Genomic DNA, 23,154 nt, shown 5'->3' with positions numbered 1-23,154 from the left:
TTTTTAATATCTGACGAATAGACGCGAGATTCATCGTGACCTGGTGCAATTTCGCGGAAAGCATCACGTAATGCTTGACCATCTGCTTTAGGATCTACAGTTAATCCTTTTTCTTTGATTGTTTCAAAAACATTCAATAAGCGAATTTCCTCTTCTTCGCCATAAATTGTAATATCTTCTAATGTTGCCATTTTCGTAGAAGATAAACTTACTACCGATTTAATTTTAGCGCTGTCGAGAGTCTCTAAAATAAATCCGCCTTTATTTTGTCCAACTAATTTGAACAATCCTGGTTTTCCTGTTACAGAAACTAATGCTCTTAAATTCATAATACACTTTTTCTTGTTGAGAACTAGTCTTCGATAACTTCAATACTTAAAATACGGTCACCTTGACGGATATCATCTACAATATCAACGTTTTCAATAACTTTTCCAAAACAAGTATGATTTCTATCCAAATGAGCAGTGTTGTTACGGCTGTGGCAGATAAAAAATTGAGATCCGCCAGTGTTACGGCCTGCATGTGCCATTGATAATACGCCTCTATCATGGAATTGGTTTTCACCGGTTAACTCACAGTCGATTTTGTAACCTGGGCCACCTGTTCCAGGCATACCAGAAGCACCTTCACGTGAATTTGGACATCCACCTTGAATAACAAAGTCAGGTAGCACACGGTGGAAACTTAATCCATCGTAATATCCTTCTTTAGCTAATTTGATGAAATTTGCAACGGTATTTGGAGCATCTGCTGTATAAAATTGTACAGTCATGTCGCCCTTTTCTGTTTTAATAATCGCTTTACTCATTTTATTAAAATAAATGTTCAATTACAAATATAAGATTTCAAAACGATTTGAAAAAAAGAAAGCATGCTCATGTATGCTCTGAAATGCTAAAATTTATTTAAATAATTGATACTAATTATTTTAAGTTTTTAAATTTATGATTAAATTAGTAGATTATATAAACCTTTTTTACACCTTATTATTGTGATATGAGCAAACTGGTCATTCGAGATTGGGCGGAGGCAGATCGTCCTAGAGAGAAATTATTGGAGCAAGGTCGTCGTTCACTGTCTGATGCAGAGTTGCTTGCTATTCTTATTGGTTCGGGCTCAAGGCAAGAAACTGCAGTTGAATTGTGCAGACGTATTTTATCCAGTGTTCAAAACAATCTGGATAGTCTTTCCAAAATGGAGGTATTGCGGCTTTGTGAGTTTAAAGGTATAGGTGAAGCTAAAGCGATTACGATTGTCGCCGCACTTGAACTAGGACGTAGACGCAAGGAATCTCAATATATTGAAAAACCTTTGTTAAATAGTAGTCTGCGGGTCTATGAATATTTTCGGTACCAGTTACAAGATCTTCCTCACGAAGAATTTTGGGTTTTGTATTTAAATACAGCTTGTAAAGTGCTGGATAAACAATTAATAGGCCGTGGAGGCAATGATTTTACTCCAGTTGATGTTCGCATTGTTCTACGAAATGCTCTTAATTGTAAAGCTCATTCTATGATATTAATTCATAATCATCCATCGGGTTCACGTGAAGCAAGTAAAGCGGATAAAATTCTGACAAAAAAGATTGCGGAGGCTTCGAAAATAATGGATATCCGGGTTAATGATCACATTATTTTTACAGACAATGGGTATTATAGTTTTCGTGATGAAGGTCTTTTAGAATGAGCTATGATTGGCGGGAGGATGATATTAGATATGGAAACACTAAGGCATAAAGGGAAGTTTCACTTCCCCTTTATGCCCTTAATCGTTAAATTTTCTTTTTTGTCTTCTATATAGAATATAGATTATTGCCAATAAAGCAACAACCGCAAGAATTATATAACTAGAATTCGAGTGTTCTTGTGCATTAATTGTATTGGTATCTGCAAAAACCAAGTTGCCTACCATTATCAGTAGAATTGTTAACCACTTAGCCATAATTTATAATATTTTTAGTAACATCACAATATAGTGATATTAACGATATTAAGCAAATTTTCTGCCACATATTTATTATAGTTCTAAATATGCTATTTTTTAACAAAAAATAGCAGTTTAAATGGTTTTGAACCTGATTATGTGGTAAGTAATGCCATTAATTAAAGATCTAAATTGTTAAATATAAGTCATGATTTGTAGTGGTTGCAGCACGGGGTTTATAGAAGTGAATTGGGGTGATGATAAATAAAAAAACGTTGAACCTACAAGTAGATCCAACGTTTTTCACTTGTGATTAGCAAGTGTTAGGGTTGGTTGGTATTCGGTACTTTTTATTAATTTAGGCAATTTCAGCTATAAAATTTCCTATTTTGTTTATTTCAGATTTAAGATCTGTGATTTTCTTCAAATTTATTGTTCCAATAACGTACTTAAAATCAGGAGCATAATATCTTTCAATAATTTTTGTGAAACCTAATTTTTCAACTAGGCTGTCATCTTCATATCTCAAGTATACCTTGATTTCATGATCGGTACTGTATGATAATGCATCTGTATTTAAATGCTTCTTGTACTCATATCTGTAGTCATAACGTAGCGCTGTAATATCAGATAATACTGCAGATCCGGTAGGATGACCTCCAGCACCTTTACCGTAGAAAAATTGTTCATCTGCAAATGCTGCTTTTACAAGGACGCCGTTATTTTCATTTTCAACATTGAATAAAATGTTTTCCGAACTGATAAACTTAGGAATAACATAAAGAACCACTTTATTTTGATCTATTTCTCGGGCAGTAGGGATCAATTTGATCTTGAAATTTTTCTCTTTTGCAAAGCGAATATCTTGTGCTCCTAATTTATCAATACCGATATTGAAAACATCGTCAGGATTTACATTGATACCATAAGCATGAGCAGCGACGATCGTTAATTTATATTTAGGGTCAAAACCACCGACATCTAATGTAGGATCAGTTTCAGCAAAACCTAATTCCTGCGCTTCTTTTAGTGCATCTGCATAAGGTTGATTTTCGTTGAAGACTTTAGACAATATAAAATTAGAGGAGCCATTAAAAATACCGGTCACAGCATGTAATAATTCATTGTCATAATACTCTTCTAAATTGCGGATAATTGGAATACTTCCGCATACTGCACCTTCATATAGTAGACTTGTTCCGTATTCTTGTTGTATTGCCGCTAATTCTTCTAAATACGTGGCAATCATTTTCTTATTTGCAGAAACAACGTTTTTTCCAGATTTTAATGCACGAACAGTCAGTGCGTAAGCCGCATCAGCATCATCGATCAATTCTACTACGGTATTGATTTCAGGGTCACCAAGAATAGCCTCAGCATCTGTTGTGAATAATTCAGCAGGTAATGATCTTTTTTTGTCAGCGTTCTTGATGACAAATTTTTTAATTTCTAAATTTAAGTTTTTAGTCTTGATAATGTCGTACAATCCTTGTCCTACAACCCCAAATCCAAACATTCCAATCGTTAATTTCTTACTCATAGTTTTTTTACGCTTTTATATAATAGTGCTATCTGAAATTATTTAATTTTATCGAAGGCCTGTTGTAAATCTGCTTTGATATCGTCAATATGTTCGATACCGACAGATAGGCGTAATAATCCTACAAATACACCTGCAGCTTTTTGAGCTTCTTCACTCAGTTGTTGATGTGTAGTCGCCGCAGGGTGTATGATCAATGATTTCGTATCACCCACATTTGCGAGATGACTTATTAGCTCTAAGCTATCGATAAAAGCATCGGCTTTTGTCACGTCACCTTTTATTTGAAATGAAAGAACAGCACCATATCCATTTTTTAAATATTTTTGCGCATTTGCATAGCTAGGAGAGCTTTTTAACCCTGGATAATTCACTTTTTCCACTTGCGGATGGGCTTCTAACCATTTCGCAATTTCTAATGTGTTGTCTACATGACGCTGAACACGAAGTGATAATGTTTCTAGGCCCTGGATTAATTGGAATGAATTGAAGGGTGAAATAGCTGGTCCAAAATCACGTAGTCCTTCAACACGTGCGCGAATTGCAAATTGAATGTTTCCAAATGGGCCATTAACGCCAAAAACATCTGAAAAAACTAATCCATGGTATCCTTCTGAAGGTTCAGAAAACTGTTTGAATTTACCATTTCCCCAGTTGTAAGTACCACCATCTACGATGACCCCACCAATACTTGTACCGTGACCACCAATCCATTTTGTTGCAGACTCTACAACTACAGAAGCACCGTGTTCAAGAGGTTTAAATAGATATCCACCAGCTCCAAAAGTATTGTCTACGATAAGTGGTAAGTCATGTTTTCTAGCAACAGCTGCTATCTTATCAAAATCTGGAATATCGTAACTTGGGTTTCCAATTGTTTCTAGGTATAAAGCTTTTGTGTTCTCATCGATTAGTGATTCAAACTCCTCGGCTGTTGTTTCTTTAGTAAAACGTACTTCAATACCAATTCTTTTAAATGCTACTTTAAATTGATTATATGTACCACCGTATACATTACTGCTGGAAACAAAATTTTCACCAGCTTCTACGATATTATTTAATGCAATGAATTGTGCCGCCTGTCCAGAAGCGACTGCTACAGCGGCGATACCGCCTTCCAATGCAGCAATACGTTTCTCAAATACATCTGTTGTTGGATTCATCAGACGTGTATAGATGTTTCCAAATTGTTTTAAAGCAAATAAGTTCGCTCCATGTTCTGCATTTTCAAATACGTATGAACTGGTTTGGTATATAGGTACTGCACGCGCTCCAGTTGTTGGATCGGGAACTTGACCAGCATGCACTTGAAGTGTTTCGAATTTTAAATTTTTATTTGTAGACATTGTAGTTATAATTAATTAGTTGAAGATTCGTTAATAAAAAATAGGGGTGAGATTGTGCACATGGATATGTACTTGAAATCAATAAATTTTAAAAAAGATTGATTAACAAGAAAACGTAAACATGTGCAAAAGCATTCGCATCTGTTTTGATGGAACATTTGTATCTGTTACGTTGGTGCTAGAATTTACCTTCTTGTTTTGTTGTAATGTTATTATCATTTGTCGTTTCATTTATATCCTCCAAAGCAATATTACTTTGGACAGGAATTGGCACCTTTTCAAACGTATTTTGAAGGTTGCCAGTGGGTCATTGAGCCAGTCTCTCGCCACTTCTTTATAAATCAAGACCTGATTAAGAGGTGTTGATTAGATGTATTTCTATTTGATCTACGTTGCAAATATATGCCTTGCTTTTTACAAACCAAAATATTTTATGCTATTTCTTAGAAAATACTTCTAATTCTACTCGTAATTGATCGTAAGCTCTCACTATTATGTAAGTATTGGTAGTTAATGGGGGCAGCATTTATTTATTCCGATATGTTTATACGTCGTGGATGAAATCCATATCAGTAGTTGAAAGCAATATAACCGAAGCATACGGTGTTAAACAAACAACGGCAGAGCGATGATCCTGTGATCTTTTTTTATAAAAAAGAAAATAGGAACCTTGCGAGTTCCTATGCTTTCTTCTCATTACTTTGTATGAAACAATAATTCGCCTTTGCCAGTTGGAGCACGTGGGTTTTATTTAATAATACGTTTAATCTTATTTGATTTTTTAATCAATTTGTGTAATTGAGTGTAATTTTCATCTTGGATGGCATCTTTTAAAGCCTGCAGCTGCTTGATGTTTTCCTCTAACACTTCGAGTACATTAACTCTGTTCTGTTTGAAAATAGGTGTCCACATATCCGGTGAGCTTTTTGCTAAGCGTACCGTTGATTCAAAACCAGATCCTGCCAATTCAAATATTCGACCCTGCGATTTCTCTTTCTCTAAAACAGTTAGCGCTAGAGCAAAAGAAGTCAGGTGAGAAATATGGGAAACATAGGCTGTGTGTGTATCATGCTCCTCTGCAGTCATAAATGACGTCCGCATTTCCAGTTGTTCGGTAATGGAATCTGTTAATTCGAATGCATCTTCATCAGATTTAAATGCCTCAACGTAAACCATCATTTTATCTTTAAACAAATTTGGTAATGCTGCTTCGGGGCCTGAATATTCGGTACCAGCCATTGGATGGGCGGCAACATAGCGGCCACGATTGGGGTGTTCCGAGATTAACTGTAAAATATTTAGTTTGGTAGAGCCCATGTCAATGATGACTTGATCTTTTACGAGATCCAATAATTTGGGCGCTAATGTGATTATCGCATCAACTGGAGCTGTGAGAATGATCACTTTACATTTTTCTAAAGCTTCCTCTAATGTTGCCTTTTGATCAATGAAGCCTATTTGCAATGCTTTCGTTAGATTAGCATCGCTTTTGTCAACACCAAAAACCTGATCACAGAATTTTTTTTCTTTTAGTTTCATGGCGACGGAGCCACCAATTAAACCGACGCCAATAATGGCTATATTTATCATGTTATTTCAATCTTAATTCGTTTGTTTTGCTTGTTCTATTCTAGCAATTGCTTCTTTTAATACTTCAACTGAGGCACATAAACTTATTCTAATATAGGTGTTTCCAGCACTTCCGAATATACCTCCGGGAGTAATAAAGACACGTGATAGATCTAACACCTCATCACTTAACGTGTAGCCTGATTCGTAATTATCTGGAATTTTGGCCCACACAAATAAACCGACCTGATTCTTTTTATATGTACAGCCCAACAGGTTCATGATTTCGAAAACCAACTGTCTTCTTTCGTGATAGATTGCATTTAAATCTTGATACCATGTTTGATCCAACTGCAATGCCTTGGCCGCTGCTAATTGAGCTGGTAAGAACATTCCCGAATCCATGTTGCTTTTAAAACGTAATACTTCATTGATCCGTGACTCTGCACCCACTAACATACCGATTCGCCATCCGGCCATATTGGAGGATTTGCTTAATGAATTAAGTTCCAAGGCAACATCTTTTGCACCTTCAATAGACATAATGCTTTTAGGGCTGTCTGTCAAGATAAAACTATAAGGATTGTCGTGGCAGATTAAAATATGGTTTGCCTTTGCAAAAGCAATCAATTCAAGATAAAATCCTTCGTTTGCACTCGAACCAGTTGGCATATGCGGGTAGTTGATCCACATTAATTTTACTTTTGATAAATCGTTTTCAGAAAGCTTTTTAAGATCAGGTAACCAATCTGTTTCTTCAGATAAATCATAGGTAATTGCCGTGGCTCCACTTAGCCGTACTGCTGCCGCATACGCAGGATATCCCGGATTTGGTATTAAAACCTCATCACCTTCTTGTAAGTAAGTCATGCAAATGTGAACAATACCTTCCTTAGAGCCTATTAAAGGTAAAATTTCTGTATTTGGATTGAATGTTGCCTGATAATAACGTTGATACCAATCTGCAATTGCTTGCCTCAAAATAGGTGAACCTTTATAGTTCTGATAGCCATGTACATTGGTTTTAGCCGCTTCTGTCGTCAAGGTCTGAATAACTTCAGGGTGAGGAGGTAAGTCGGGGCTTCCGATGCCTAAATTAATCACGCGAGCACCTGCTTTATTGAGCTCATCAATCTCTCTTAATTTTTTTGAGAAATAATATTCTTCGGTTTGTTGCAACCTTTTGGCAACTTCTATTTGCATTATGTTCTGGTATTTTACAATTTACAAGGACTAAATTAGGCTTTTTCTATTAAAATACTAGTATAATGTCGTTTAAATTGGTGTTTATTGAATTAAATTTTTAATATCATCCAAGTGCAAGATTTCATTCCTTTAAAGTATTCCTTATATATTGCGCGTAATTTTAGTATTTTTGCTACCTTAATATCATAAATGAAAACATACTTTAGATTACTTTCTTTTGCCAAACCCATTGAGAAATATGCTATTCCGTATATTATCTGTACATTAATTACAGTTGTATTCAGTACATTAAACTTGGCCTTGTTAGCTCCTTTATTGCAAACACTTTTTAATACGGAGCAAGTTTCTGCTCACACAGTATTAGTAAAACCTGAAGGATTTGACATTCTTGGCTATTTTAATTACTATGCAAGTTTAGCAAATCAAGAATTAGGGCCTTATGGAGCGTTAAAATATGTTTGTATCGTTATTGTATTTTCTGTATTCATTAGTAATTTATTCCGTTACTTATCTCAAAGAATCATGGAAAACTTACGTATTCATACTTTATTGAATTTACGCAAAACGGTTTTTAATAATGTGATGGATCTGCATTTAGGTTATTTTAATGGACAAAGAAAGGGAGATATTATTTCAAAAATAGCCTCAGATGTTCAGGTGGTACAGTTTTCTGTTACAGGTACTTTGCAAGTAGCCTTTAAAGAACCGCTTCAACTTATTGCATATTTAGTTATGCTATTTGCGATCTCAACCAAATTGACTCTTTTTGCGATGTTAGTTATCCCAGTTTTCTGCATTTTTTATATCGAAGATTGTTAAGAATTTAAAGGCGCAAGCTATCGCAGGACAAACCTCCTATGCGAATATGATTTCATTTTTAGATGAGGCCTTATCGGGTGCTCGCATTGTTAAAGCATTTAATGGGACAAATTTTGTCAAAAAGCGTTTTAATGATGAGAACGATCGTTATGCCGGTATTATGCGTGCTATGGCGAGCCGTCAACAAATGGGTTCGCCAGTATCCGAATTGTTAGGTGTAATCATGGTGGCGATTATTTTATTATATGGGGGAAATTTAGTTTTGTCAGGTAGTGATGAATTTGGTGCGTCGGAATTTATTGCATATATCGCGATATTCTCCCAAGTTATGCGTCCTGCAAAAGCATTAACTGATGCATTTAGCAATATTCATAATGGTATTGCTGCTGGTGAGCGTGTGCTGGAATTGATTGATACCAAAAGTGAAGTTACTGATAAGCCTAATGCTAAGGAAGTTACTGATTTTAAAGAAGCGATTGAATTTCAACAGGTCGATTTTTCTTATGGTGAAAAGAACATCTTGAAGAATATCAATTTGACTATTGAAAAAGGTAAGACAATTGCGCTAGTAGGCCCATCCGGGGGCGGTAAATCTACACTGGTAGATCTGATACCACGGTTTATGGATGTTACCGGCGGTCAGATTCTTTTTGACGGAATAGACTTAAGAGATCTCGATCAAGAGTCTTTGCGCACGATGATTGGAGTAGTTAATCAAGAATCCATTTTGTTTAATGACACGATTTTTAATAATATTACTTCTCTAATACTTCTGCTACGCAGGAAGAGGTTGAAGCTGCTGCAAAAATCGCGAATGCTCATGAATTTATTTTAAAAACAGAATTGGGTTATGAAACAAATATCGGTGATCGAGGGGCTAAACTTCTGGAGGACAGCGCCAACGTATATGTATTGCCCGTGCTGTTTTAAAAAATCCTCCCATTATGTTGCTTGATGAAGCAACATCAGCTTTGGATACTGAATCTGAGAAATTAGTTCAGGATTCCTTATATAAGTTGATGGAAAATCGTACTACAGTTGTTATTGCACACCGTCTAAGTACGATTCAGAGCGCCGACACAATTGTCGTAATTGATGCTGGTCAAATTGTGGAATCAGGTAGCCATAGTGAATTGATTCAGCAGGAGGGTTTATACCGGAAATTAATAGATATGCAACAGTTCACAGATTAATTGTTGTTCAACATATATTGCAGTACCAAAAACAAGACTAAATTCTACGAATTTAGCCTTGTTTTGTACATTTGTTATAGACTAGGAGACATGCTAATGGATGCTAAAGAAAAATTAAATTTCTTAATTTCTAATCCGCTTTTGGATAGTGAGTTAAGAAATATAGCGAATAAAGTGTTGCAAGAGGAACGCATCACATTTGATGAAGGGGTATACCTTTATGAAAAAGCCGAATTGGGTTATTTAGGTGTTTTGGCGAATTTTATTCGTGAGAAAAGACACGGGGATATCACATTTTTTAATCGTAATTTTCATATTGAGCCTACTAATGTATGTGTTTACGATTGTAAATTCTGTTCATATTCCCGTATGATCAAGGAACGTGCTGAAGGATGGGAAATGGATGTGGAAGGCATGATGGATATCGTGAAGAAGTATGATGATGAAGCTGTAACGGAAGTACATATTACAGGTGGTGTGGTGCCGAAGCAAAATCTTGATTTTTATGCGGAGTTCTTTAAAAAATGTAAAGCACATCGTCCGGAATTGCATATTAAAGGATTGACTCCTGTGGAATATTATTATATTTTCAAAAAGGCTAAATTGAGTCATTATGAAGGTATGAAGTATTTGCAATCTTGTGGTTTGGATTCGATGCCTGGTGGTGGGGCTGAAATTTTCCATCCAGAGATCAGAGAGCAGATTGCCCATGATAAATGTACTGCTGAACAGTGGTTGGATATCCACGAACAGGCACATAAGTTGGGAATGCATACCAATGCAACCATGCTTTATGGTCATATCGAGCAATTTTGGCATCGTGTAGATCATATGGAAAGACTTCGTCAGTTGCAAGATAAGACTGGCGGTTTTCAAACCTTTATTCCATTGAAATTTAGAAATAAAGAAAATCAAATGTCACATATTTCTGAGGTTTCTGTGATTGAAGATTTAAGAAATTATGCGATAGCACGTATTTATCTAGATAATTTTGATCATATAAAAGCGTATTGGGCAATGATTTCAAGGGATACTGCACAAATGTCCTTAGCATTTGGTGTTGATGATATCGATGGAACACTGGATGATACGACGAAGATTTACAGTATGGCAGGAGCGGAGGAACAGAATCCCGGTATGTCGACGCAACAGTTGGTTGAGTTGATTAGAAAGGTAGGACGTCATCCAATAGAGCGTGATACCTTATATCATATTGTCACAGATTACAAGGATGTGGTTTTTGAAGACGATAGCAAGAAGAAGAATTATTATGCACTTCCTGTTGTAAATAATTAAGACATATTTTGAAAAAGACTTTTTATTTTATTCGCCATGGACAAACTGATCTGAATTTGAAAGGTATTGTTCAGGGACGTGGCGTGAATTCTCCTCTAAATGAAACGGGATTGGCACAGGCTCAAGCTTTTTATGATGCTTATAAAGATATCCCGTTTGATAAAATTTATACCTCAACCTTGTTGAGAACACATCAAACAGTAGAATCTTTTATTAAAGATGGTATTTCTTGGCAAGAGCTCGAGGGCTTAGATGAAATTAGTTGGGGAATCTACGAAGGTAAAGAGCAAGACGAATCTATCATGAGTGGATTCAATGCGCTGGTATCAGCATGGAAAAATGGTGAATTGGATGTCAGTGTAGATGAGGGGGAATCTCCTAATGCATTGATGTTACGTCAAAGTGATGCCATAGCACATATGGTTAAACAAGAGCATGAAGAAACCGTACTTGTCTGTATGCACGGTCGTGCCTTACGTATTATTCTTTGCCTATTGACAGGTGTAGATGCCTCAAAAATGGATGAATTTCCTCATACAAACACTGCCTTATATAAATTAACGTATGATAATGATCAATTTGAAATCATTGACTATTATAATACGAAACATCTAGAGGTATTGACAAATGGATAAAGTGAGAGTATCGGCAGTTTCGTATACGAATACATTGCCGTTTTTAAATGGGATTAGACAATCTGCAGTTTTAGATCAGATCGAATTGAGCTTGGATAATCCGAGTGTATGTGCCCAGAAAGTAATTGATGATAAAGCTGATTTGGGGATTATTCCTATAGCAGCGTTATTAAGTCTTCCTCAAGCGCATATCATCACCGACTACTGTATCGGTACGGAGGGGGCTGTTGATTCGGTTTTTATTTTTTCCCATAAACCGATTGAAGAAATCCAGACATTATATCTGGATCAGCAATCACGCACTTCTAATGGTTTAGCACGCGTGTTGTTAAAGCATCACTGGAAGAGTCAAGTTAAACTTGTTGCCAATATAGATGAGGCGGATGCTTATGTCTTGATAGGAGACCGAACATTTGGCAAAAAGAATGAAGTCCCTTATGTTTACGATCTTGGACTTACCTGGAAAGAATTTACAGGTCTTCCTTTTGCGTTCGCAGTTTGGGTCAGTAAAAAGCAGTTACCGGAAGCATTTATCACTTCATTTAATGAAGCTTTAAAACTGGGAGTTTCACATCCTGAAGCTGTGATTCCAGGATTGCCTGAATATAAAGATTTTGATTACCGTCATTATCTTACATCAAGTTTGAACTATCATCTTACAGCTAAAAAGCGAGAAGCTATTGAAAGATATTTAACACTTTTAAAAGGTTAGATACATAATAGTGTTAGAAATGAATATATAAAAAGCGATTATGGAAATAGTCGCTTTTTACTTTATAACATGATGCCACTTACGGCATCTTAAAACGAGAAACTATGAATAAGATTTATTTAGCAGGTGCAATGATTGTTGATGCTGATAATAGGCTTTTGGTTGTAAGAAAAAAAGGCTCATCCTATTTTATGATGCCTGGTGGTAAAATTGAAAAAGGTGAGCTATCTTCTCAAGCCCTTATTCGCGAGCTAAAAGAAGAATTAGATCTGGATATTTTATCACGAGATTTAGAATATATGGGCTTTCATGAAACCGAAGCAGTTAATGAAGCTGATACGCTCGTTAGAGGTGAGGTTTTTAGAATAGAGTTTAAGGAAAAATTAGTTATAATACCACAGGCAGAGCTTGAAGAAGCAACTTGGTTGACCGTAGATAATTATAAAAATTATAAATTAGCACATCTCATTGAAGAATTTACAGTTCCTATCTGGTTAGCAGGTCCTTTTGAATATTAACATAGAATCCATAATTTTATCACTGATCTTTATTAAATATCTTTTATGCTATCTTTTCCAAATGCTAAAATAAACTTGGGTCTTCATATTGTAGGTAAGCGACCTGATGGTTATCATGATTTAGAGACGATCTTTTACCCCGTTAACCTTTATGACGCTGTTGAAATTGTTCCACTAAGTTCCGGTAGTACAACTTTTCGTCGGAGGGTATTGTGATCCCTGGAAAGGGTATGAATTTATGTGAGCGTGCATATCATTTAATTCAACAAGATTTTGATATTCCTTCTGTTGCTATTCATTTATTAAAAAGAATACCAATCGGAGCTGGCATGGGTGGTGGATCTGCAGATGCAGCTTATGTCCTTAAAATGCTAAATGATCAATTTGAGCTGCAACTATCTGTTGTACAACTGGAAAATTATGCGAAGCAGCTGGGCGCAGACTGTCCATTTTTTATTGAAAATAAGCCGGTGTATGCAACTGGTATTGGGACTGATTTTGCTCCTATTGAGGTCAATTTGAGCGCATACTATATTGTTATAGTGAATCCTAATATTCACATATCTACCGTTGAGGCTTATAGCGGAGTTGTTGCCAAAACTCCTGAGTTTGATTTAAGGTCCATTATTCAGTTGCCAATCCAGGAATGGAAGTATTATCTGAACAATGATTTTGAACTAACTATATTCGAGCAATTTCCTAAAATTAAGGAACTTAAAGATGCAATGTATTCATCTGGCGCATTATATGCCGCGATGTCGGGCTCAGGTTCTTCTGTGTTTGGAATATTTGAAAATCCTGTTGTGCTGGATGATTTAAAAATTTATGGTGATATTTATTATCCGATTGATCTATCATAAGTGTTATCTAATTTTCTTAATGGAATTGGAAGAAATGTGTTGATTTTTTTCTGTTAGTAGATTATTGAAAGTAGATTATTTTATATCTTATTGTCGCTTTATTTCTTAAAGAATAAGGCGACAATAAGAACTTTATTTTGGTTTTGAAGGCTAAGTAGGTGCGTACTAAAGCTTTGATTTTACTCTTCTTCAAGTTTATAGTCAATTAATTCTCTAGCCTCTTCAAGTACTAACCTTAACTTTTCGGAGTCTAATTTTAGCGACTTGAGTGCTTCTTTATTATTGATAATATCTTTCACGAGTATGATCTGGTTCTGTAATAAAGTTTTCTCTTCTACATCTGTAAGGGTTGTGAGACAGGTTACAGGATAAAAAACAGCTTTATCCACTCTTTTTTTATGCTATTGTCTGTTGGGTAGTCCCATGAAAGAAAATTGACGTTATAGTACTTACCAAAGTCTTTGGAGTCTGAAGTTAAATAGGCATTGGTAACGAGCCATCCTTGCGTGAATTTTTTATTTTGACCGAAGAAATGATAGGATATATCACTGATATCTTTAAATCGGGATAAGAAATACATGGGAGTTGTCACTGAAATTTTCGCATCTATATCATTTCGAAATTTGCACTCTATGGCCAACATCTCGTTTCCTTTCGATGCAACAACGTCTATCTCATGAGAAACTGCGTGGCCTTGGATTGTTTGTCCTGTGGTGCTTTCAAAACCATATTCTTGAAATAAGCGTGCGATCCATTTTTCGAAATAAAAACCTTCAGGACCTAATTCACGAAGTGCTTTTTTAGGCTATATCGAGCTGCAAAAGAATTTCTTTGCGATTTTAGTGCTTCAAAAGCTAACTGATATAGCTCTCTTGTGCTTATCCCGTCAAATAGTTTTTCTTTGATTTGTGTATAAACTTTTTCAACTTGTTCATTGTTGGCACCAGATCGCGTTAAAGAATGACGTAAGCTGTCACTGTTAAATGGAACTAGTTCTCCAGAGTATTTTTTTACCAGCATATTAGATTATGGTTACAGTTTAATGTACTCCTGCAATTTACTTGCCATTGCTATTAAAAGTAGCTAAAAGAGTTCTTTAATTAAAATATAAATACCAACAATAAATATAAACCAGCCGAATATGGGCTTTAGATGATCTGTTTGAATTTTTTTCTGAAGTTGATTTCCTATTCCAACACCCAAGGTTGTTATGGTAAGCAGCTTGAGCAGAAAATTCCAGTCTATCGTTATATGATCGATATCGCCAAAAAAACCAATAAGAGAATTGATCGTAATGATTGATAATGATGTGCCTATTGCTATACGTATAGGCATATGGAGCAATATAACTAAGGCCGGTATGATCAGAAATCCTCCTCCAGCACCTAAAAAACCGGTTACAAGTCCAATTCCAATGCCCCATGCAATCATCTTAATGGTATGTTGTTTAACTGGATGTTGAGGGCTAGATTGAATTTTCTTGTTTTTTATCATACTCCACGAAGATCCGAGCATCAATGTAGCAAATGAGATCATGGTTAACGTTGATTTTGTAAGCTGATAATGGTTGATCTCTAGAATAACTTCGGGTATATGGACCAGTAAAACTTACGGACTAAAAGTACAACGATAACAGAGGAAATTCCGAAGTATAATGTTGCCCGGAAATTTACACATTTTTCCTTTGTTTTGATGAAACTTCCTATGAAACTTGTACTTCCAACAATAAATAGGGAATAGGACGTTGCTAGTGTAGGATGTATATGGAATAGGTAGACTAAGACTGGTACTGTCAATATGGAACCACCAGCACCGATTAATCCGAGGGTGATACCGATGAAAATAGACAAAGTGTACCCTATAATTTCCATCGTTGCAACATTGTGTGGCCAAAGAACGGAATAATTATTAGTAAACAAAAACAAAATAGTATACTGCTTGTTATTAATTACAGAAGAACTTATAAATTTTATACATATGGGCGCGATAGTAGATAAAGTAATAAGCAAAGTGAAAAGTAAAATAGACGAAGAATGTGAGAATGGTACTATTGAGACTTCAGAACGTATCCTTTCTGTTGTGGCTGGAGGTTTTATATTAGGTGCGGGTGTTCGGTATTTGATTAAACATCCACTAACGGCACTTTCTGGATTATCTTTGGGTGGTGCTTTAGTTTACCGTGGTATAACTGGAAAATGTGCAATAAAAAAAGCCATTGAAGACGATGTAGAACGTGTAGAAGTTATTGAGCATCGCTATTTTGTGAAAAAAGACTAATCCGCATTTCTAATTTAGGTTTATACAGAGGGGGTCTAATATGTAACATATTGGACCTTTTTTAATTCATTACCTTACGTAGATTTTTTCAATTATTTATTTAGCATTAAATTAATTTAATTTAATAATTCCCAGCTAATTCATGAATTTCCAGTAAAAAATCAATCTTTTGGATTTTCTATGCGGTAAATTAGAAAAAAAAGCCTACATTATCCTGATTTTTACAGTAAAAGAAAAAAATATTGAAATTCACAGAATTTGGTTTAGCACCTTCATTGGAAGAAGGCTTAGATAGCATGGGATATGAAGATGCAACACCCATACAGGAACAGGCCATACCTGTTGTGTTGCAACATAAAGATCTGATCGCTTGCGCGCAGACTGGCACAGGGAAGACAGCTTCTTATTTATTGCCTGTTTTACATAAAATAGCTGAAGAACAATCCGATTATATAAATACTTTGATTTTAGTTCCTACCAGAGAGCTCGCTTTGCAAATTGATCAGCAAATCATGGGGCTTGGCTATTTCACGGGGGCAACTTCAATTGCTGTTTATGGTGGTGGAAATGGCATGGATTATGAACAGCAACGGACAGCAATTAAGGAAGGAGCAAATATTATTGTTGCTACTCCTGGACGTTTAATAGCGCATTTAGCATCAGGAAAACTTCATTTTAATAAAGTAAAACATTTCATATTGGATGAAGCAGACCGTATGCTCGATATGGGATTTCATGAAGATATTATGAAGATCATCAGCTTTTTGCCAAAAAAGAGACAGAATCTTTTATTTTCAGCGACGATGCCAGGTAAAATCAGGACATTGGCTAAGCAGATCTTACATGATCCGACCGAGATTAATATTGCCTTATCAAAACCTTCTGAAGGAATTAATCAGCAAGTTTATATGGTTTATGATGACCAAAAGACGGCATTGATAAAGCATATTCTTACTAATCCAACTTATACGAGTACGATTATTTTTGCTTCCAAAAAGGAGTTTGTCAAACGGTTGAGTACTGATCTGTATAAAAGCGGTATCGCAGTAGAAGCATTCCACTCTGATTTGGAGCAAGCACAACGTGAAGATATCATGAATCGTTTTAAAGCGAAGCAGATAAATGTATTAATTGGTACAGATGTTATTTCCAGAGGTATTGATATCGTCGGTATCAGTTTGGTTATCAATTATGATGTACCTCCAGACCCTGAAGATTATATCCACCGCGTCGGCCGTACAGCACGAGCGGCGACAACAGGAACAGCTATTACATTTGTGAACCAGAAAGATCAGCCGCGGTTTGCAAAAATTGAAGAGCTTATCGGTTCAAGCATAGAAAAATTGGATTTACCTGAAGGCTTTTCTGCAGGACCGGTTTATGATCCAACACGTTATTCTGATCAAAAGAAGAAACCTTCTAAAAAGAAAAAATTCAAGAAATTCGTTAAGAAAGATTAATTAAAAGAATTTGATATTTAGGTTTGCTCCCGAAGAGTTAGATGCTTTCTGGGGGCATTTTTATGGCAAAACATCCAAAGTGCAGTGCTGCAGTTATATTGTAATTTGTAAAAGAAAAAGTATAAGGCAAGTCCCATAACACTATTCTTACAACCAAATGTGATGATTTTTGTTGACTTCTATTGAAAAGCAGAAGTGCAATTAAATTTTTTACTGTATTTTAGTTTCAAAATTGACCTCGTATTAATTATTACCGTATGAATAATCAAAACCTTCATCTTAAAAAGCATGTCTACAGCATTGTAAGTACACTATTGTTCGTCACTAATGTATCTCATGTATGTGGGCAGTCGTCACTTAAAATGGAAGGTGATTCGGCAGTTGCCATGATCGATCCTACATATGATCAAGTGAGTAAGTTGCATCGTTTCTGGTTAGGTGATTCTTATCGTGAACTATACAATACGCCGGTTAAAATGCGGGTCATGCATCTTCAAAAGGAACTTGGCGGTCTTACTGTTGTCAAGCTTGGTGGAGGTATGCAAACACAATCGCTACGTTTAAGAGACAGTACGGGTAGAGAATGGGTTTTGAGGTCTATTAATAAATTTCCGGAAAGGAGTCTGCCTGAACATTTGAGAAATACGATTGCAAAGGATATTGTTCAGGATCAAATTTCGATTGCTCATCCATTTGGAGCGCTAACTGTACCGACTTTTAATCGGGTATTAAAAATCCCACATGCTAGTCCAGAACTGGTCTTTGTTGGTGATGATCCAGGTTTAGAAGAACACCGTGCTGTATTTAAAAATAGAGCTTATATGTTTGAGCCAAGAGTCCCTTTGGAGGATGAAGATGCGAAAACTGACAATACACTTAAAGCGCAAAGAAAGTTGGAGGAAGATAATGATATTCAAGTGGATCAGCGTTTAACATTGCGTGCAAGACTACTTGATTTCATTTTAGGAGATTGGGATCGTCATGAGGATAATTGGCGATGGGATTCTAAAAAGATTGACGATAAGAAAGTGTATAGTCCAGTACCAAGAGATCGTGATAAAGTGTATTATAAAACATCGGGTATACTTCCGGTATTACTATCCATGCAGTGGCTGAAAGCGCACTTGCAACCTTTTGGTGATCATATTCGCAATGTCGGTCAGTGGAATTTTAATGAAAGGCATTTTGACCGTTATTTCTTAAACCATTTGGATCGAAAGGATTGGAAAGAGGAGATCAAATTTGTACAAACGGTTGTTACTGATGCTGTTATAGATGAAGCAATAGCACAGATGCCAGATACTATTGTACGATTGGGTGGAGAACAGCTTAAAGGTCATATACGTGCTAGAAGAGATAATCTGATGTCTACTGCTTTAGATTATTATGGTGATCTAGCAAAGAACGTTGATATCGCCACTTCAGCTAAGAATGAGTTTTTCTATTTTAACTATCATGCTGACGGTTCGCTTGAGCTAGAAATCAGAAATAAAAAGAAAGATGGATCTGAAGGAAGGAAACTTGTTAAAAGAACATTCCTTCCGAAGGAGACAAAAGAATTACGGATTTATGGGCTTGATGGTTCAGATGTATATGATATTCGTGGTCAAAATAAATCAAAAATAAAGCTTCGGTTGATAGGAGGTAAGGGGACGGATGATTATAAAGTAGACCCTAATTTTGAGAATGGAAAGCATGTTTATATTTATGATGATAAGGCAGTTCAAAATACCTTTAAGAATGCTCCTTTTATAAACCTAAAATTGTCAAATGATACCCTAGTACATCGTTATGATCGAAATAGTTTTAAATATGATCGTACCGGTGTGTTGGCTTCTTTACAATATGGAGTAGATAAAGGCCTTTTGTTTGGGGCTGGTTATTTGATCGAAAAACAGGGCTTTAGAAAAGAACCTTATGCTTTTAAACAAGAGTTTTGGGCGCATTATACAACTGGACGAAAGTCCTTTAGTTTTAAATATAATGCCGATATTAAATCGATATGGAATAAAAATGATCTCTTGATTCAATTGGAATCTGATGGACCTAAAAACCAAGAAAACTTTTTTGGTTTGGGAAATAATACAGATTATGAACAGCGTAAAGAACGTGGGATTCAATATTATAGAAACCGATATGATGTTATTTATGCCAACTTTTTATTGAAGAGAGAATTTGCTGAAAACTGGAAATGGAAGATGGGTTCTTCTTCAGAATTTATTATGAGCCATGAAGAAGCTAATGAGGGACATTTTTTTGAAAAGTATGCCACAGAAAATCCAGCTATACCTGTATTTGGTAAGTTTTTCTTTACAGGAATTCTAGGATCTGTTCAATACGATAGTCGTGATCAAAAAGATAATGCCAAAAAAGGTATTTTCTGGGATAATCTGATTGAGGCAAAGTCACAGCTAAATAGCAACGATAATCAATTTATAAGATTAAGATCTATTTTCAACTTTTATAAGACTAATGAAAGCGACTGGATCACTCTTGCCAATCGCACTGGATTTGAAACACTGATCGGTGATCCATTAATCTTTCAATATGCGCACTTAGGAGGTGAAAATAGCCTTCGTGGCTTTAACTCGAAACGTTTCATTGGACAAACTATGCTCTATAATAATTTTGAGTTACGTTTTAAAGTTTTTAGTTATGATTCCTATTTGGTTCCTGGCACTGTAGGACTTATTGGTTTTCACGATGTGGGAAGAGTTTGGATGAAGAATGAATCTTCAAACCGTTGGCACATGGGGTATGGCGGTGGCTTTTATTTTATTCCTGCTGATCTTTTAGTTATTCAGGCTGTTGGAGGTTTTTCAAAAGAAGGATTTCGTCCTTATTTAAGTATTGGTCTTCGTTTTTAAAATTACTTAAAATATTCTCCATGGATTGCAAAATACTGAGTGTGATACAATTCATGGAGAATATCGGTTTAGACTGCTTATTCTTTTGCACCAAAGGTCACCAGCACCATTCCTATTACAATGATTGTAGAACCAAGGATCTGCATCCAGGTCAAAGGTTGTTTAAAAACAAGAGCCATCGCCAGCTGAACTGTTAAAAATGTGCCCCCTGAACACAAGGCAATTACAATCGGCTGTGGAAATGTTTTGAATAATTGAATGAGAAACCAGCTTGCAGTGATTAGAATTATATTACCCGCAACTAATGCTGACCAGTGGTATTTTGGGTGAATTCCGCCATATTTAAAAATAATAGTTGAAACGATCTGACAAATCCAAAATAATAAGAAATAGAGATAATTCATGTCTGTGATTTACTGTTAATGATCCTTCAAATCTAATTGAATTTTAGGAAATACGAATTATTATTTTCATTTGTTGGTGTTGTTTTTCTTTTAAGAAAAAACAAATTGCCAAACCCAATGTTGTATTTGTAAATACAATTTATGGATTTATACGCAGGATTACCTTTTTGGATTATTAAAAATGCGCTTTACGATTATAACAATCCCTTAGAAAATGATTATGAAATTGATGTGGCAATTATTGGTTCTGGTATTACAGGAACACTAGTTGCGCACGAGCTTTGTGAACACGGTATAAAGTGTGCTATTTTTGATAAAAGAATCGTATCAAATGGCAGTACAGTTGCTAGTACAGCACAGCTGCAATATGAAATTGATGTTCCTCTTCATGAAATGATTAAGGACATCGGTGAAGCTCGTGCAGTTGGCGCTTATCGTGCAAGTTTAAGGTCCATTACAGATATCGAGCAAGTATTTGAGAAAACAGGTGTGAAGGGTGATTTTAAACGTGTCTCAACATGTTATCTGGCAAGTGATCAAGCAGGATGGAGTAGTATTAAAGATGAATATGAGGCGAGGGTGAAACATGACCTTCCTGTTCGTTTATTGAATAGGAAAGCATTAAAGAAGGAATATGGAATTGCAGGTCTTGGCGCATTATATAATGATACATCTGCACAAATGGATACTTATAAGTCTGCGACCGGTATTCTTAAGTATCATCAAAAAAACATCAACTTCCAATTTTTTCTCCAGTTCAGATCGATCATTATCATGAAGTGAAAAATGGGTATGAACTAGTGACGAATAATGGGTTTAAGATTCGCTGTAAATATGTGATCATTGCCGCAGGATTTGAGGCGGGTCAATTTTTGCCAAAACAGGTTATGAATCTTAATTCAACCTATGCTTTAGTTTCTAAGCCTATTCATACAGGTCAATTTTGGAAAGAAAGAAGTTTAATATGGGAAACTGCGGAACCTTATTTCTATATGCGTACAACCGCAGATAATCGTATCATGATGGGAGGGGAAGACGAGGAATTTAGAGACCCTGATAAACGGGACCGTTTGTTAAAGGGAAAAGTTAAAAAACTGGTCAAGAAATTCAATAAATTATATTCGGATATTGCTATCGATGTCAATATGGCGTGGTGTGGTACTTTCTCTTCTACAGCAGATGGTTTGCCATTTATCGGTAGCTGGCCCGGTAAAAAAAGAATGCTTTATGCATTGGGATATGGCGGAAATGGTATTACATTTAGTATGATTGCCGCACAGGTGATCCGAAATATAATTTTGGGAAAGAAAGACGACCGTACGGATATATTTGGGTTTGGAAGATTAACAAACGATGGAGATTTATAGTTTGGTTTGAGATTTAAATAATAATAAAAGGCTTATCGGAAATACGATAAGCCTTTTATTATTTATTGCAGGGGATACTTATATACCCATTTCTTTTAATATAAATTGAGCATTGTCAATTTTGTCTGCTACCCATAGTACGTAACGGATATCAACACCTATCGAACGGCTATAACTATCGTTCCATGCAAAATCATTAATGGTTGCATCGTATGAGCGGTCAAAATTGACTCCGATCAATTCGCCATATGCATTCATAATAGGAGATCCTGAATTACCTCCGGTAGTATCCATATTATAGAGCATATTAACAGGTACATCGTTCAGTTCTTTCTTAATATATGGTCCAAAATTCTTGTTTTCCCAAGCAGTTTTTATTTCAGCTGGATATTCAAAATCTGCCTCTCCAAGATTGCCTTTTTGTATAATACCTGCTAGTGTTGTAAATGGCTTCATGTAAGTAGCGTCAACAGGAGAGTAACCTTTTATGTTTCCGAATGTTAGTCTCAATGTGGAGTTCGCATCAGGAATAAAGTTTTTAGACTGATACAATTCCTTAACTGCCACATAATCTCCCATCAATTTATTTAACACTCCATCTCTTCTTTTTGCTCAACAGCAATTGCTGAATATCTTGTTCTAGTGACGATTGAAATTTCATTAGGTTATCTGAATAAGCCAATAGATTAGTCCTATTTGATAAAATATCATTAAATACTGCTGCGCTGTTATTTAATTTCGATTCTGTAATAAGCTCCCCGGCATATGCACTTGCAAGATTATTATCTTGGAACTTCAGTTTTTGAATTGTTTCGATTTGATTGTTCCCTTGGAAAGCATGTGCGTCTGCTAGCATCTTAGCAAAGATACGGAGATCTGCATACATGCTGTAGCTTTCGTAGATACCTTTTAAGTTTGTTTTTAACTTATTAATATTAGCTTCAAAAAAAGCATTTTGATCTTGTGATGTACTTTGTTGTAGCATCGCGGCTTTAAACGTATTTATTTCTTTTGCAACGCGCATTAAACTCGTGCTCGTGTAGATATTATTCATCCACATTTCCTTGTAGACGTCTTGATTGATTAATTTGTATAGACCATCAATATCATCCATCAGAGTACCATATTTATTTTTTAAATCTGATTTGCTATTGATAAA

General features: G+C 35.7%; 25 protein-coding genes, 1 pseudogene and 1 riboswitch. Of the genes and pseudogenes, 12 read left to right on the top strand and 14 right to left on the bottom strand.

Annotated features, from left to right (window positions below):
- Both L950_RS15910 and L950_RS15905 read right to left on the bottom strand, forming a co-directional pair.
- On the bottom strand, positions 1–329 hold a 329-nt coding region (locus L950_RS15910; protein WP_021189689.1), incomplete at its 3' end, for a DUF5606 domain-containing protein.
- A 23-nt stretch (positions 330–352) separates the two neighbouring features.
- On the bottom strand, positions 353–811 hold the full coding sequence (locus tag L950_RS15905) for a peptidylprolyl isomerase (protein ID WP_021189688.1): 459 nt from the start codon (positions 809–811) through the stop codon (positions 353–355).
- Between the two features lie 188 nt (positions 812–999).
- Between L950_RS15905 and radC the strand changes: the two genes are divergently transcribed.
- Positions 1,000–1,689, top strand: a complete 690-nt coding sequence (gene radC / locus L950_RS15900; RefSeq protein WP_021189687.1) for a RadC family protein — start codon at positions 1,000–1,002, stop codon at positions 1,687–1,689.
- A gap of 595 nt (positions 1,690–2,284) precedes the next feature.
- Here radC and L950_RS15895 read toward each other — a convergent pair.
- From L950_RS15895 to L950_RS15880, 4 genes are all read right to left on the bottom strand, one after another.
- Entirely contained in the window at positions 2,285–3,466 is a 1,182-nt protein-coding gene (locus L950_RS15895) for a homoserine dehydrogenase (protein WP_021189685.1), read from the bottom strand.
- 38 nt (positions 3,467–3,504) lie between these two features.
- Complete coding sequence (locus L950_RS15890; RefSeq protein ID WP_021189684.1) at positions 3,505–4,812, bottom strand: O-acetylhomoserine aminocarboxypropyltransferase/cysteine synthase family protein; 1,308 nt, start codon at positions 4,810–4,812, stop codon at positions 3,505–3,507.
- Between the two features lie 228 nt (positions 4,813–5,040).
- Positions 5,041–5,155: riboswitch (SAM riboswitch) on the bottom strand.
- Positions 5,156–5,559: 404 nt separating this feature from the next.
- Positions 5,560–6,402: a prephenate dehydrogenase gene (locus L950_RS15885; protein ID WP_021189682.1), complete on the bottom strand. Its 843-nt coding sequence runs from the start codon at positions 6,400–6,402 to the stop codon at positions 5,560–5,562.
- Between the two features lie 12 nt (positions 6,403–6,414).
- Positions 6,415–7,584, bottom strand: a complete 1,170-nt coding sequence (locus L950_RS15880; protein WP_021189681.1) for a pyridoxal phosphate-dependent aminotransferase — start codon at positions 7,582–7,584, stop codon at positions 6,415–6,417.
- 192 nt (positions 7,585–7,776) lie between these two features.
- Here L950_RS15880 and L950_RS36660 point away from each other — a divergent pair.
- The 6 genes and pseudogenes from L950_RS36660 to L950_RS15850 all read left to right on the top strand — a co-directional run bounded on the left by L950_RS36660 (position 7,777) and on the right by L950_RS15850 (position 13,620).
- Positions 7,777–9,599: pseudogene (locus tag L950_RS36660) on the top strand (ABC transporter ATP-binding protein).
- A 96-nt stretch (positions 9,600–9,695) separates the two neighbouring features.
- The gene (gene mqnE, locus L950_RS15870; protein WP_021189680.1) at positions 9,696–10,895 is read left to right on the top strand and encodes an aminofutalosine synthase MqnE; all 1,200 of its coding nucleotides are present in this window, start codon (positions 9,696–9,698) and stop codon (positions 10,893–10,895) included.
- A gap of 8 nt (positions 10,896–10,903) precedes the next feature.
- On the top strand, positions 10,904–11,530 hold the full coding sequence (locus tag L950_RS15865) for a histidine phosphatase family protein (protein ID WP_021189679.1): 627 nt from the start codon (positions 10,904–10,906) through the stop codon (positions 11,528–11,530).
- The gene (locus tag L950_RS15860; RefSeq protein WP_021189678.1) at positions 11,523–12,242 is read left to right on the top strand and encodes a menaquinone biosynthetic enzyme MqnA/MqnD family protein; all 720 of its coding nucleotides are present in this window, start codon (positions 11,523–11,525) and stop codon (positions 12,240–12,242) included. The genes L950_RS15865 and L950_RS15860 overlap by 8 nt, the downstream gene beginning before the upstream one ends.
- Positions 12,243–12,346: 104 nt before the next feature.
- The gene (locus tag L950_RS15855) at positions 12,347–12,760 is read left to right on the top strand and encodes an NUDIX hydrolase (protein WP_021189677.1); all 414 of its coding nucleotides are present in this window, start codon (positions 12,347–12,349) and stop codon (positions 12,758–12,760) included.
- A 230-nt stretch (positions 12,761–12,990) separates the two neighbouring features.
- A complete protein-coding gene (locus tag L950_RS15850) occupies positions 12,991–13,620 on the top strand; it encodes a 4-(cytidine 5'-diphospho)-2-C-methyl-D-erythritol kinase (RefSeq protein ID WP_316930662.1) in 630 nt (209 codons plus the stop codon).
- Between the two features lie 179 nt (positions 13,621–13,799).
- Here L950_RS15850 and L950_RS33525 read toward each other — a convergent pair whose 3' ends face one another.
- The 5 genes from L950_RS33525 to L950_RS35560 form a co-directional block, all read right to left on the bottom strand.
- Positions 13,800–14,009 (bottom strand): hypothetical protein, encoded by a 210-nt coding sequence (locus L950_RS33525; RefSeq protein ID WP_231577327.1) that lies wholly within the window; start codon positions 14,007–14,009, stop codon positions 13,800–13,802.
- The gene (locus L950_RS33520; RefSeq protein WP_231577329.1) at positions 13,982–14,371 is read right to left on the bottom strand and encodes a restriction endonuclease; all 390 of its coding nucleotides are present in this window, start codon (positions 14,369–14,371) and stop codon (positions 13,982–13,984) included. Before L950_RS33520 ends, L950_RS33525 begins: the two co-directional genes overlap by 28 nt.
- A gap of 29 nt (positions 14,372–14,400) precedes the next feature.
- On the bottom strand, positions 14,401–14,640 hold the full coding sequence (locus L950_RS33515; protein WP_231577326.1) for an ATP cone domain-containing protein: 240 nt from the start codon (positions 14,638–14,640) through the stop codon (positions 14,401–14,403).
- Positions 14,641–14,703: 63 nt separating this feature from the next.
- Positions 14,704–15,156: a sulfite exporter TauE/SafE family protein gene (locus L950_RS35565; RefSeq protein ID WP_197086462.1), complete on the bottom strand. Its 453-nt coding sequence runs from the start codon at positions 15,154–15,156 to the stop codon at positions 14,704–14,706.
- 38 nt (positions 15,157–15,194) lie between these two features.
- The gene (locus tag L950_RS35560; protein ID WP_197086461.1) at positions 15,195–15,491 is read right to left on the bottom strand and encodes a sulfite exporter TauE/SafE family protein; all 297 of its coding nucleotides are present in this window, start codon (positions 15,489–15,491) and stop codon (positions 15,195–15,197) included.
- Between the two features lie 106 nt (positions 15,492–15,597).
- Between L950_RS35560 and L950_RS15835 the strand changes: the two genes are divergently transcribed.
- The 3 genes from L950_RS15835 to L950_RS15825 all read left to right on the top strand — a co-directional run bounded on the left by L950_RS15835 (position 15,598) and on the right by L950_RS15825 (position 20,224).
- Positions 15,598–15,897 carry a DUF2892 domain-containing protein gene (locus L950_RS15835; protein ID WP_021189673.1) on the top strand — a complete coding sequence of 100 codons (300 nt, stop codon included), beginning with the start codon at positions 15,598–15,600 and terminating at the stop codon, positions 15,895–15,897.
- 242 nt (positions 15,898–16,139) lie between these two features.
- Entirely contained in the window at positions 16,140–17,357 is a 1,218-nt protein-coding gene (locus L950_RS15830; protein WP_021189672.1) for a DEAD/DEAH box helicase, read from the top strand.
- Positions 17,358–17,614: 257 nt separating this feature from the next.
- On the top strand, positions 17,615–20,224 hold the full coding sequence (locus L950_RS15825; protein WP_031288097.1) for a hypothetical protein: 2,610 nt from the start codon (positions 17,615–17,617) through the stop codon (positions 20,222–20,224).
- 77 nt (positions 20,225–20,301) lie between these two features.
- Here the strand turns inward: L950_RS15825 and L950_RS15820 are convergent, their stop codons facing one another.
- Complete coding sequence (locus tag L950_RS15820; protein WP_021189670.1) at positions 20,302–20,628, bottom strand: hypothetical protein; 327 nt, start codon at positions 20,626–20,628, stop codon at positions 20,302–20,304.
- Between the two features lie 141 nt (positions 20,629–20,769).
- On the opposite strand from L950_RS15820, the gene L950_RS35555 reads away from it, so the two are divergent.
- The gene (locus L950_RS35555) at positions 20,770–21,411 is read left to right on the top strand and encodes an NAD(P)/FAD-dependent oxidoreductase (protein ID WP_262507108.1); all 642 of its coding nucleotides are present in this window, start codon (positions 20,770–20,772) and stop codon (positions 21,409–21,411) included.
- Entirely contained in the window at positions 21,408–21,995 is a 588-nt protein-coding gene (locus tag L950_RS35550; protein ID WP_262507107.1) for an NAD(P)/FAD-dependent oxidoreductase, read from the top strand. Before L950_RS35555 ends, L950_RS35550 begins: the two co-directional genes overlap by 4 nt.
- Positions 21,996–22,073: 78 nt before the next feature.
- Here L950_RS35550 and L950_RS35545 read toward each other — a convergent pair whose 3' ends face one another.
- Together L950_RS35545 and L950_RS35540 are read right to left on the bottom strand one after the other, a co-directional pair.
- Positions 22,074–22,589 carry a S46 family peptidase gene (locus L950_RS35545; RefSeq protein ID WP_021189669.1) on the bottom strand — a complete coding sequence of 172 codons (516 nt, stop codon included), beginning with the start codon at positions 22,587–22,589 and terminating at the stop codon, positions 22,074–22,076.
- A partial coding sequence (locus L950_RS35540; RefSeq protein WP_262507106.1) for a S46 family peptidase occupies positions 22,579–23,154 on the bottom strand: 576 nt, incomplete at its 5' end. The genes L950_RS35545 and L950_RS35540, both read right to left, overlap by 11 nt.

The sequence above is a fragment of the Sphingobacterium sp. IITKGP-BTPF85 genome, from assembly GCF_001006065.1.
GTDB lineage: Bacteria > Bacteroidota > Bacteroidia > Sphingobacteriales > Sphingobacteriaceae > Sphingobacterium > Sphingobacterium anhuiense.
The sequence above is the reverse complement of the archived record's forward strand: the minus strand, read 5'-3'. Positions and strand labels throughout refer to the sequence as shown.

Excerpts from the sequence above, each read along its gene's own strand:
- L950_RS15885 (WP_021189682.1), bottom strand. The coding sequence starts at position 6,402 with ATGATAAATATAGCCATTATTGGCGTCGGTTTAATTGGTGGCTCCGTC.
- L950_RS35565 (WP_197086462.1), bottom strand. The coding sequence starts at position 15,156 with ATGATCTCATTTGCTACATTGATGCTCGGATCTTCGTGGAGTATGATA.
- L950_RS15860 (WP_021189678.1), top strand. The coding sequence starts at position 11,523 with ATGGATAAAGTGAGAGTATCGGCAGTTTCGTATACGAATACATTGCCG.
- L950_RS15895 (WP_021189685.1), bottom strand. The coding sequence starts at position 3,466 with ATGAGTAAGAAATTAACGATTGGAATGTTTGGATTTGGGGTTGTAGGA.
- radC (WP_021189687.1), top strand. The coding sequence starts at position 1,000 with ATGAGCAAACTGGTCATTCGAGATTGGGCGGAGGCAGATCGTCCTAGA.
- L950_RS35560 (WP_197086461.1), bottom strand. The coding sequence starts at position 15,491 with ATGGAAATTATAGGGTACACTTTGTCTATTTTCATCGGTATCACCCTC.
- L950_RS15890 (WP_021189684.1), bottom strand. The coding sequence starts at position 4,812 with ATGTCTACAAATAAAAATTTAAAATTCGAAACACTTCAAGTGCATGCT.
- L950_RS33515 (WP_231577326.1), bottom strand. The coding sequence starts at position 14,640 with ATGCTGGTAAAAAAATACTCTGGAGAACTAGTTCCATTTAACAGTGAC.
- L950_RS15820 (WP_021189670.1), bottom strand. The coding sequence starts at position 20,628 with ATGAATTATCTCTATTTCTTATTATTTTGGATTTGTCAGATCGTTTCA.
- L950_RS15850 (WP_316930662.1), top strand. The coding sequence starts at position 12,991 with ATGAATTTATGTGAGCGTGCATATCATTTAATTCAACAAGATTTTGAT.
- L950_RS15905 (WP_021189688.1), bottom strand. The coding sequence starts at position 811 with ATGAGTAAAGCGATTATTAAAACAGAAAAGGGCGACATGACTGTACAA.
- L950_RS15825 (WP_031288097.1), top strand. The coding sequence starts at position 17,615 with ATGAATAATCAAAACCTTCATCTTAAAAAGCATGTCTACAGCATTGTA.
- L950_RS15835 (WP_021189673.1), top strand. The coding sequence starts at position 15,598 with ATGGGCGCGATAGTAGATAAAGTAATAAGCAAAGTGAAAAGTAAAATA.
- mqnE (WP_021189680.1), top strand. The coding sequence starts at position 9,696 with ATGGATGCTAAAGAAAAATTAAATTTCTTAATTTCTAATCCGCTTTTG.
- L950_RS15880 (WP_021189681.1), bottom strand. The coding sequence starts at position 7,584 with ATGCAAATAGAAGTTGCCAAAAGGTTGCAACAAACCGAAGAATATTAT.
- L950_RS35555 (WP_262507108.1), top strand. The coding sequence starts at position 20,770 with ATGGATTTATACGCAGGATTACCTTTTTGGATTATTAAAAATGCGCTT.
- L950_RS15855 (WP_021189677.1), top strand. The coding sequence starts at position 12,347 with ATGAATAAGATTTATTTAGCAGGTGCAATGATTGTTGATGCTGATAAT.